We start from the raw sequence: 10,651 nt of genomic DNA, 5'->3' as shown, positions 1-10,651 counted from the left end.
ATGCGGCGGGAATGAGTGAACGAGTCGCGGCAAAAGCGGGTCTGCAGGAAGTCGGGCTGGCCTGCTTTCTGACTGCCATCACCACCAGCATCGGCTTCTGGTCGCTCTCGCTGGCTCAGCACGTGGTCGTTCGGGAATTCGGCTGGAGCTGCGTCCTCGGGGTGGTCTTGACGGTCATCGCGATTCTGCTCGTCATTCCCCTGGCCTACTTTTCCAGGACGGCTCAGTTTTTCCGCCGCGTGTTCGGCCACCGGGTCATGGGAATCCGTCTGGAACCTGTAGAGCACAACGAAGGCTTCGTCGAAAAGCACCTGCATCGGGTGACCGGAATCGTCGACTGGGTGCTGAAGCGGCCGAAGCCGATTGCGTGGATGGGCATCGCCGTGACACTCATCTGTGCCGCAATTGCTTCTCAGTTGCGGCCCGACGAGCGGCGGTCCAGCTTCCTTCCGGAACGAGCCGAAGCGACGAAGGCCCTGCATCAGATGGATCGTGCCTTGGGAGGACTGGAATTTTCCGAAGTGAAGATTCGCTGGTCGGCAAACATTCCCTCGGATTCACCTGAGGTCCTGAAGGTGATCGTCGCAGTCGACGACCTGCTCAGATCCGAGCCATTGATCGGCACGCCGATTTCGATTCGCAGCCTGCTCGATGCACTGCCCGGCGACAGCCCCACGGAAGAACGTGCCTCAATGATCGAGCTGCTGCCTGCACCGCTCAAGCGGGCGTTTTACAAGCCGGAAGACCTGTCCGCGACGGTCACCTTTCGAGTTCAGGACATTGGCATCGCTCAGTACAGCACGGTTTTCGAGCGAATCGAGAGTCGCCTCGCGCAGATCATGAGCGAACATCCTGATTTCCACCTGCATCTGGCCGGGCCAGCAATTCACCGCTGGCGTGATCTTTACCGTATTGCACTGGATCTGGGCTCCAGCCTGGGCAGCGAAACCTTCATTATCATCTGCGTGCTGGGACTGGTCTTCAGGTCCGTCCGCATCGGACTGATTGCCATGATTCCCAACATCTTTCCGCTCGTGATCTGCGCCACGTGGATGGTCTTTACAGGCCAGCCACTGGAAATCGTCACCGTCTGCTGCTTTACCATTTGTCTGGGAATCGCCGTCGATGACACGATTCATTTTCTGACACGGTTCCAGGAAGAACTGCCCCGGTCGAGTTCCCGCAATCAGGCGATCAGGGCATCTTTCGAAGCGGTAGGGACTTCGATGCTGATGACGACCATGGTGCTGGTCGCCGGTTTTGCCACGGTCACATTCAGCGACATGCGAGATCAGCGGATCTTCGCCAGCATGGGGGTGATGACCATGCTGACGGCGATGATCGGCGATCTGATCGTGCTGCCGGCAATCCTCTCGCTTTACGCGGAACCTGCGAAGGGTGAGATCGCGCAGTCAGACAAGACGTGATTGATACCCGATTCGAAGGCGGAAGCGAGGTGGCGAAAACCAGGACCTGAAGAGACACCTCGATGGAGGTCGTACGAAACATTCGTGGATTCGCTGAAATAGAGCCCCTGTACCTGATTCGCTGCACTACTGATTTGCGGGCCTAAAAAACACAGAACCGGTCGCGGGCTGTAACTTGATCGACGCATTTGTGAATCGCGAGAGATGCCGTTAAGTTGCCGTGTGCCCTTCTTCGAGGAACAAGCGCCTGGCGAGGGTCGAAATGCCCGTAGCGTGGCCAAGCTTCAGCGAGAGTTTTCGAGCTATTTCGAGTCCGTGACGGGATACACAGTCAGAACCTCCGCATTCAAAATGCGTCAGTCTCTGCGTGGATAAAGTGAAGCGGAACTCAGTAAAGGAAATCGTTGTCTCATGTCGCGTGAGCCGTTGTTCAAAATCAGTGATGCAGGACTCTTTTGCCCACGTGGGGCGTTCTACATCGATCCGTGGGCCCCTGTCGCGACTGCGGTCATCACTCACGCGCATGCCGATCACGCTGTCCGAGGATCGAAGCGCTACGTCACGGCGGAATCGGGCCGACTGATCCTCTGGTCTCGCATGGGACAGCATGCCCGCATTGAAGGATTGGCGTTCGGCGAATCAATCGATCTCAACGGAGTGAAAGTTTCGCTTCATCCCGCCGGACACATCCTCGGTTCGGCTCAAGTCCGGGCCGAGTACAAAGGCGAAGTCTGGGTGATCTCTGGTGACTACAAGGTGGCACCGGATGCGACGTGTGCTGCATTTGAACCGATCCGCTGCCATACGTTCGTCACCGAGTCGACCTTCGCCCGCCCCATCTTTCAATGGGAACCCCAAGAGGCGACGTTCGACAAGATTCATGCGTGGTGGAAAGCCAATCAGGAGCAGGGCGTCGCCAGTTTTCTCTTCGGCTACGCCTTGGGCAAATCGCAACGGCTGCTGGCCGGACTCGACTTGTCGATTGGTCCCGTCTTCGCACATCGGGACATCGAATCCGTGAACGTCCTTTACCGACAAAGCGGAATCCCCCTTCCCGCCGTGAGAACCCCCAATGCAGGCATGACGCTTGATGAATGGAATCGATCGTTGATTCTGCAGCCACCGGCCGCTCGCTGGACACAGGGATTTCCGCATCTCGGGAATTTCAACACGGGGTTCGCATCGGGCTGGATGACACTGCCCGATGGTCACCGTGTCCGACGCGTTCATCAAGGGTTTCCTCTGTCCGACCATGCGGACCATGCCGAACTGCTTTCGGCGATTGCGGCGACGGGTGCCGAGCGGGTCATGGTGACCCATGGCTACATTGATGAGTTCGTCACGGAACTCAAATCCCGGGGCTACGAAGCCTTGCCAATGCGGACCCCGCGCTGTCGGAAACCGCCCAGAATTCCGGGTGACCAAGCCGCAGAGGGGGGTCGCACAGACCGACCCGTTTCCACGGAAGTCCTCGAGGTCTAAATCACCGATGGCAAACCCGCTCGGTCCAGCAGACAGCGAACCCCGGTTTCTGGGTCCATGCTGGCCGGGCAGTATCTGGTGCAAGCGATTTCCCTGATTCGAATTCCGTTTCAAGGGAGTCCTTTCCCGACGCGAGCTGCCGTACGACTCAATTTCGGTGTCAGCCGCTTGATCACTCAGCCGCAGCACTTACCAGACCATCGGTGGGCAGTGTCCCCTCGTTCCAGGTCCTTCCGGAAGAAGGACGGAAAGCACAGCCCGCACGGACACCGTGAAGAGGGACTCCAGCATCGTCGAGTGCGCTCCCGTCGGCTTCAGATGCCTGGCGATCTGGTGAACGGATGCTAAGAGGTCACGGTCATTCTCTGACTCAATTTCACAAAACGGGCCTGAAGTCCTGCCACGAGAATTCCGAATAGAGCGATCGTGTCAGCAAATGGTCGTAGAAGCACAAAAAACCAAGGTGGTTTTTCATATTCGACAGACCGTCTGACGGGGAAAACCGATCATCCCCGCAGAAAGAAAATTCGATCCGCTTCCCCGCTTGACAACGTAAGACAACTCGACTAATGGTTCTATCGAATTGGCTTTACGTACGAAGAAGTTGGATTGCAAGGCCGAAGCAATCTATCGTTATTGAGGAAGCGCAAGCGATGGGTTGGCAACAATGGCCTTGCAGTTTTTGAATATATGCACTGTTTACTTGTATCAATTGATGCGTTCCGAAAGTCCGAGTATTTGAGGTTTGCTCCGATGACGAGAGTCTTGCTCGAAGAAGAACACGTACTGGCCTCTTGGCTCCCGAAGTCACCTGGAGGAATCTTCTCAGGTGCTTTCACAGATGTAGTTGTTGCACCACGCATGGCTGATGATGACGATGTCGCCCCCGGCGATGACGAAGATGGCTTCGGCGATGACGATGATTTTGAAGATGATGACGAACTCGAAGATCTCGACGACGAAGAGGATCTCGAGGACGACTTCGACGATTTCGATGACGATGAGTTCGACGACGAAGAAGATGATTTTGATGACGATGATGATGATGATGACGATGACGACGATGATGATGACGACGATGACGATGATTACTAATCGTCACTTCGCAGTCTGATGCGTTGTTGTGTTGAATAGATCGCAGCACCGGCCGGCTCACATGCCGACCGGTGTTTCGCGTTTTGATACGCCCCAGTTATTTCTCTCAGTTACCATACAGGAGTCGCCGGAATGCCGTGCTTGTGGGATCAGATCAATGAAGCTACGACCTACCTACGGAAGATCTGGCAGGGGACCCCGAAAGTCGGCTTGATCCTCGGTACAGGACTGGGAGGACTCGCCGAACAGATCGAACAACAGGCCAGCATTCCTTACTCCGAAATTCCGCACTTTCCTGTATCGACGGCGCCGACCCATGCGGGGCGGCTGGTCTGTGGTCTTCTTCGTGGCAAGTCGGTCATCGCGATGGAGGGACGGTTCCATTACTACGAAGGCTATAGTCTTGAACAGGTCACGTTCCCGGTACGCGTCATGCGCGCTCTGGGAGCAGAAGTACTGCTGGTAACCAACGCTGCGGGGGGGATCAATCCGCAGCTGGATCTGGCAGATCTTGTCATTCTCGAAGATCACATCAACCTGATGCCCGACAATCCGCTACGCGGCGTAAATGACGACCGTCTGGGCCCCCGCTGGCCTGACCTGTGCGAGCCCTATACTCGATCGCTGATCCAGATCGCTCGCGCATCGGCACTGGAAGAAGGCATTCACCTGCATAAAGGTGTGTTCGTTGCCGTACCAGGTCCCAACCTCGAGACGCGTGCTGAATACCGTATGCTGAAGGCAATGGGAGCCGACGTCGTTGGTATGTCGACTGTCCCCGAGGTACTGGTCGCCGTTCACGGCGGGATGAAAGTACTCGGCTTTTCGGTCGTCACAGATCTCTGTCTGCCCGACCATCTGGAACCGGCAGACGTGCCGAAGATTCTGGCCAATGCGGCGATCGGCGGAGAAAAACTCGCTAGACTCATTCCCCGTGTGATCGAACACATTTCGTAACCATTTCGCAGGGGCTTGCCTTCGTTTTCTGGATGACGGGGACAATGTCAGGACAATTGATTCCCGCTCCGTGTTCCACGCAAGCCCTTCAGTCTTTTCATGCAGTGGCCAGCAGTCCAGGGCTGGCAGTTAGTGTGCCTTATTAGGAATGTCTCATGTCGGAAAGCAAAGCCCCTTCCTCCTCCAGTGACCCTGCCGAAAAAACGACGTACCGCCCCACGCCAGAAACGGCAAGCGTCGTAATTTTTGGTGCATCTGGCGATCTGACGGCCCGGAAGCTGCTTCCTGCTCTCTTCGACTTATGGCACGATGGATTCCTTTGCGATCGTTCGCCGATCATCGGCGTTGCGCGGCGGGAAAAGACGGACGAAGTTTTCCGAAACGAAATCTTCGAAGCGATGGGAGGACAGTTTCGCGGAGGTGAGATTACCCCCGAACAATGGGCACGCTTCTCAAATCGACTCTTCTATCGGCAACTGGATATTTCCGTCTCCGACGGCTACGCCCAGTTCAAGCAGCAACTGGAGGAAATCGAGCAACAACAGGGGACCGGCAGTAATCGCATCGTCTACATGGCAACATCGCCGGACCTCTTCCTGCCCGCGGTCGAGCACCTGGGTGCTGCAGAGATGATCCCCGGACGGGATGACGAGAATTGGCTGCGAGTGGTCTTTGAAAAGCCATTCGGTCACGACCTGGCTTCGTCACAAGAACTGAGCGGTAATCTTCGCCGGCTGCTTCGCGAACAGCAGATCTTTCGTATCGATCACTATCTGGGTAAGGAGACCGTTCAGAACATCTTGCTGTTCCGCTTCGGCAACTCGATCTTTGAACCGCTCCTGAACCGAAACCATGTTGATCATATTCAGATCACGGTCGCGGAATCACAAGGGCTCGAACGAGGTCGCGGTGGTTACTATGACAACTCGGGCGCGCTCAGAGACGTCTTACAGAATCACGTCCTGCAATTACTTTGCTTGATTGCGATGGAGCCACCTGCCTTATTTAATTCGGATGACCTTCACGAAGAAAAGCTCAAAGTCATTAAGGCCCTGAGCCCGGGAAATCCTGGCGATATTTCGAACTGGGTCGTCTCGGGCCAGTACTCCGCCGGAACTGTCGATGGAAAATCGGCCATCAGCTACTTGAGCGAAGAGCGGATCCCGCAGGATTCCCGCACCGAGACTTATGTCGCGATGAAGGTGCAAGTGGACAATTGGCGCTGGGCCGGCGTTCCCTTTTATCTCAGAACCGGTAAGCGACTTCCTGCACGCGTGTCCGAAATCGCCATCCAGTTCAAACACCCACCGCTGAATCTGTTTAATACGGTGGAGTGTGACGGCGACATGTGCGCATTGGTCGGTGCCAAACCGAACAAGCTGGTGTTCCGGATCCAGCCGAGTGAATCGATCAAACTGTCGTTCTCGACAAAGCGCCCGGGCATGCAGTATCAGATTCATCCCGTCACGATGGACTTCGACTACAAGACATTTACCCAGCCATTGCCTGAAGCGTACGAGCGACTGTTGCTGGATGTCCTTCGTGGTGATTCCACGCTGTTCATGCGCAGCGATGAACTGGAAGCCGCCTGGAAGTTCGTCACACCGATCCTGGATTACTGGAACCAGCACAAGATTGTGCCCGAGCCCTATCGCAGCGGGACCTGGGGCCCACGTGCCGCTGATCAACTGCTGCAGAGTGAGGGCCACAACTGGCGCTCCCCGACCAAGTAACTCGCTACGGCAGAATCGGCCATTAGATTTCCGAAAGAGAAGGCGACCTCTTGACTGGGGGTCAAGAGGGATAAACCTGAAGGCTGGCGACATCTCAAGATGTCGCCAGCTTGCTTTTTCTCAAGCTTGTATGGGTGATGTGCATCTTACGCTGCAACGGGGTTGATCGTTACCCACCCATCGGGAAAGGGATCACCCGCGCCTCGACGGGCTGTGACTTCCGATTTGGGTGAATCACGTTCGCCACGAAGGATCATCGCCGAGTTCGCATCTCTCCAAGCCCGCAGGTGCTCACGCGGAACGACTACGGTAATCTACGACCCGTCCGTCTGAACTGTCTGGCAGCAACCGGAAACGGGCGGGAGGCGTCACGTCCTCTTCGCGATTTTTTGCTCGATCCGATCGACGTTGTTGCGGCGATGTTCGCGATCAATGGTGATCGGCTTTGGGATTTTGGTCCCTCGGTCACGAACTCGGATTTTTGCACCCCGGAATACGAAAGAAACCGGACGTGAGAGTCACGTCCGGTTTCTGATTTTTACACGGGAGTCATCGGAAGGGGTTACCGAAGAGCCGCCGCGTTTACGAATTCAGATGCAATCTGAATCAGGGAGAAGTAGGCGTTGGGCAGCAGTCATCCAGCCCGTTGACCTTCGAGAGCGTGATCGCGCTCAAGACCACTGCAGCAATCACACCAGCGGTCAGCAGAGCGATCGTGGGATCGATGCTGCGGAAGCCGCACCACCCGCCTGGAGGGCATTCATCGCAATTGGCATACTGACCGCGGGCACCATTGTGTCCCAGAACGATCAACGCATTCTTGCGGGCGGAAGGGGGTGCCGATTCTTCATTCCAGACGCGGAACAGCCCTTCCGTCGTCCCCGAACTCACCTGATAGGCACCTGGCTTCAGATCGTTGACGGAGAACATCCCTTCAGCGTCCGTTCGGGTCCGAACGATTTCGGCCTTCCCCTGGCGTACGACAACTTCGGCATTTTTGACCACAGCACCCGTGTGATCCACAATTCGACCGGCGAATTCGCCAGTCGACAGTTTCGCAACGTCGGCAGCGACGGAAGCGTGAACCGTGCGACTCACTTTCGAGGTCGCTTCGGCCGCTTGAATGGTCGACATCGGAACGACCATCCCCATCGCGGCGAGAGTGACGGAGATACCTCGAACCAGCTTTAAGATCGGCATAACCCCTCCTTGTTTGTCCAGCGTAATTAAGATGACCCGCGTTCGTGTAGTTAACGATTGAACCGACCCACCCGGCGGGCGATCCTCGATTCACACTGTGTAGCAAGAGTTCTCTACAGCTCGTGCGGGGGAGTGAATCCCAGCGACGTTGTTATCGTCCGTCAGAGTCTGTCTAAAACAAGCTCTTCGGAGTTGCAGGAAAGATCATGTGCATCTTGCCTAAAGTGACATCCAGTCGGTTGGCGGCAGATGCTTGAGCCAAAACGGGCGGATTCTGCATGGTCGTCCCTTTTTTCCCTCCTCCCTTCCCGACGGGGTCGCCGCTGTGATCTGCTTCCCGTTTTTGCTAGAAGCTTTTTTCTTGATACGAGGACGACAGGCTCGTCGCTGAGTTGACGCGATTCACCTGGAATGCCTTGCCCGGCGCTGGCGAATGTCCGGCCCGGACGACAGATCAAAAACATAGCCTGGAGCGAGGACGATCGTGTTGACCCAGAATGCCCCTTACCGCCGCTGGACCTTTCCCGGATTCGACCGGCAACTGGGGGATCGTCCCCTCATCATGGGGATCCTCAATACGACCCCGGACAGCTTTTCCGACGGAGGAAGGTTTCTGCCGGTCGAAGCCGCCGTAGAACAGGCACTGCGCCTGGTTTCCGAAGGAGCTGACATCCTCGACATCGGGGGAGAGTCAACTCGTCCAAATGCGGACCCGGTTCCGCTGGAAGAGGAATTACGGCGTGTCGTTCCTGTCATCGAACGGCTGCGAGACGCGATTGAAATTCCGATTTCCATCGATACCTATAAAGCCGAGGTGGCGCGACAGGCTCTGTTGGCAGGGGCGTCGATCGTCAACGACATTTCCGGGCTCCGTTTTGATGCTCAGATGCTCGACGTCTGTCTCAGGCATCCCTGTGGCGTCATCTGCATGCACATTCAAGGGACGCCCAGGACGATGCAGATTTCGCCCCGGTACGAGAACGTCGTCGAAGATCTTTGCAAAGATTTCGCTCAGCGGCTTGAGGAACTCGAACGGGCAGGACTCGCACGGGAGCGGATTGTGATTGATCCCGGAGTCGGCTTTGGTAAGACAGCCCAGCACAATCTCGAGATTCTTTCGAACATCGGCCGCTTCCGGCAGCTTGGCCGCCCCGTCCTGATTGGGCACTCCCGCAAGGGATTCCTGCAGAAGATCCTGCAACAGAAAATCGACGAGCGATTGTTCGGAACGATCGGTGTCTCGATCGGTCTCGCACAACAGCACGTCGATCTCCTGCGGGTCCATGATGTGGCTGCGAACCGCGACGCCATTATGGCCTGGCGTGCGACGCAGCCACAGGGGACCTTGCCAACTAGCTGAGGATGATGGTGCTGTTGACGGTGTTGCTCAGGGCATTGCCATCAGACACCTGGAACGTGACCGTTCGATTGAACAGCGACGGCGTCAAACTGAGGTTGCGGTAGGTCACCAGTCGCAGAGCAGACTGGAAGTTCGCGACGGTGGCTCCTCCTGGTCCGGCACTGAGGGTCATGACACCGGTCACCGGGTTATAGTTCCCTGTGATATTCCCCGTTGAGGCATTTCCGACAAACTCCAGGAAGTCCTGTCCAGCGAAGAAGATGTTCGACAACTTCACGGTGGCAGACATCAGATTCACATTGTTCGCATCAGAGACCGTGATGCCGGTGTTAATCGGAGTCGGTCCCTGCCCTGCGGTGTAGTTGATGATACTCGATCCAGCGATCACAGGTGGCGAGTTGAAGAAGACCGTACTCGAGACCGAGTTGCTGTAAGCAATTCCGTCAAACACCTGGTACACAATCGTGCGTGGCGACGTCACCGGAGTCGCACTGGCGTTCCAGTAGGCCACACTGCGAAGTGCTGCCTGGAACTGAGCGAGTGTCGCGGATCCGTTCTGAGAAACCAGTGTCAGCACGCCGGTCGTCGCATTGAAGCTACCCGTGATGTTTCCGGTCGCATTCGATGGGACGAATCCAAGTGCATCCTGGCCCGCGATATAGTTGTTACCGATTCGAACCGTCGCCGAGACCAGCGTCGTGCTGTCGATATCGGTAATCGTGATCGCCGTGTTCACCGCCGTCGCCGACTGCAGCGGCGCGTAGCTCAGCACACTCGAACCCGTCAGGATCGGAGGATTGTTGATGGGGGTGTCGTAGATGTCCTGAGCAGTCAGGTCGGCGAACTCGGCCGGCTGGCCCCACAGCCAGTTCTTTGATGCACCACCCGAGATGAAATCGGGTGCGGCGTCATTCAGCACCGTGGCGTCGGCAACCAGACGGATGCTGCCGTTCTGCCCCACTCCGCTCCGGAGTTTGCTGACACGCTGCTCGAACGTGTCTGCGGATTGCCATTCGGCAATAATCGTCGAGAGTGCCGCCAGGTCGTGATCGTAAACTGTGAAGCTGCCGATGACGATATCGTCGGCCGAATAGCCCGTAACGGTATCAGCCCCGGCCCCACCGATCAGCAGACTGCGGCCAGGTCCGGCGACGATCGTGTCTGCGGATTCACCACCCAGCAGGACATTGCCGCGAGAATTTCCCGTCAAGTGGTTGGTCGCATGACCACCACGGACGTTCATCACGTTCGTCACATTTCCGATATTGGTTGCGACGCCATTGGACAGATTGACGGTCACCTGAGTCAGGTAAGACCCGTAATCCAGCCAGTTAAAGCCCCCGAAATTTCCGTCGATCGTACCGGTGATGAGACTGTTCTGGTCCATCATCCGGAAG

The 10,651-nt window shown here is 56.5% G+C and carries 7 protein-coding genes and 1 pseudogene; 6 read left to right on the top strand and 2 right to left on the bottom strand.

The genetic code is table 11. The annotated features are described in order from the left end of the window. The 5 genes from VGE80_RS24360 to zwf all read left to right on the top strand — a co-directional run. Positions 1 to 1,427, top strand: a 1,427-nt coding sequence (locus VGE80_RS24360) for an efflux RND transporter permease subunit (protein ID WP_440594456.1), incomplete at its 5' end; no start/stop codon positions are given. Positions 1,428 to 1,838: 411 nt separating this feature from the next. Further along, positions 1,839 to 2,909, top strand: a complete 1,071-nt coding sequence (locus VGE80_RS24355) for a ligase-associated DNA damage response exonuclease (protein WP_373651309.1) — start codon at positions 1,839 to 1,841, stop codon at positions 2,907 to 2,909. Positions 2,910 to 3,674: 765 nt separating this feature from the next. Further along, positions 3,675 to 4,004, top strand: coding sequence for a hypothetical protein (locus VGE80_RS24350; RefSeq protein WP_440594455.1), 330 nt, complete (start codon positions 3,675 to 3,677; stop codon positions 4,002 to 4,004). A gap of 132 nt (positions 4,005 to 4,136) precedes the next feature. Continuing rightward, the gene (locus VGE80_RS24345; protein ID WP_397570753.1) at positions 4,137 to 4,961 is read left to right on the top strand and encodes a purine-nucleoside phosphorylase; all 825 of its coding nucleotides are present in this window, start codon (positions 4,137 to 4,139) and stop codon (positions 4,959 to 4,961) included. Positions 4,962 to 5,116: 155 nt separating this feature from the next. Continuing rightward, the gene (gene zwf, locus VGE80_RS24340) at positions 5,117 to 6,694 is read left to right on the top strand and encodes a glucose-6-phosphate dehydrogenase (protein WP_373651306.1); all 1,578 of its coding nucleotides are present in this window, start codon (positions 5,117 to 5,119) and stop codon (positions 6,692 to 6,694) included. 606 nt (positions 6,695 to 7,300) lie between these two features. Here the strand turns inward: zwf and VGE80_RS24335 are convergent. Beyond that, entirely contained in the window at positions 7,301 to 7,894 is a 594-nt protein-coding gene (locus tag VGE80_RS24335) for a carboxypeptidase-like regulatory domain-containing protein (RefSeq protein ID WP_373651305.1), read from the bottom strand. Positions 7,895 to 8,378: 484 nt separating this feature from the next. On the opposite strand from VGE80_RS24335, the gene folP reads away from it, so the two are divergent. Further along, positions 8,379 to 9,254 carry a dihydropteroate synthase gene (folP, locus tag VGE80_RS24330; protein ID WP_440594454.1) on the top strand — a complete coding sequence of 292 codons (876 nt, stop codon included), beginning with the start codon at positions 8,379 to 8,381 and terminating at the stop codon, positions 9,252 to 9,254. Here the strand turns inward: folP and VGE80_RS24325 are convergent. Further along, a pseudogene (locus tag VGE80_RS24325) lies at positions 9,247 to 10,651 on the bottom strand (hypothetical protein); the annotation flags it as partial. The gene folP and the pseudogene VGE80_RS24325 sit on opposite strands and share 8 nt — an antisense overlap.

It is taken from the genome of Schlesneria sp. (assembly GCF_036405755.1).
In the GTDB taxonomy this organism is placed as follows: domain Bacteria; phylum Planctomycetota; class Planctomycetia; order Planctomycetales; family Planctomycetaceae; genus Schlesneria; species Schlesneria sphaerica.
The sequence above is the reverse complement of the archived record's forward strand: the minus strand, read 5'-3'. Positions and strand labels throughout refer to the sequence as shown.

Coding starts and splice junctions, on each gene's coding strand:
- VGE80_RS24355 (WP_373651309.1), top strand. CDS start 1,839: ATGTCGCGTGAGCCGTTGTTCAAAATCAGTGATGCAGGACTCTTTTGC.
- VGE80_RS24345 (WP_397570753.1), top strand. CDS start 4,137: ATGCCGTGCTTGTGGGATCAGATCAATGAAGCTACGACCTACCTACGG.
- zwf (WP_373651306.1), top strand. CDS start 5,117: ATGTCGGAAAGCAAAGCCCCTTCCTCCTCCAGTGACCCTGCCGAAAAA.
- VGE80_RS24335 (WP_373651305.1), bottom strand. CDS start 7,894: ATGCCGATCTTAAAGCTGGTTCGAGGTATCTCCGTCACTCTCGCCGCG.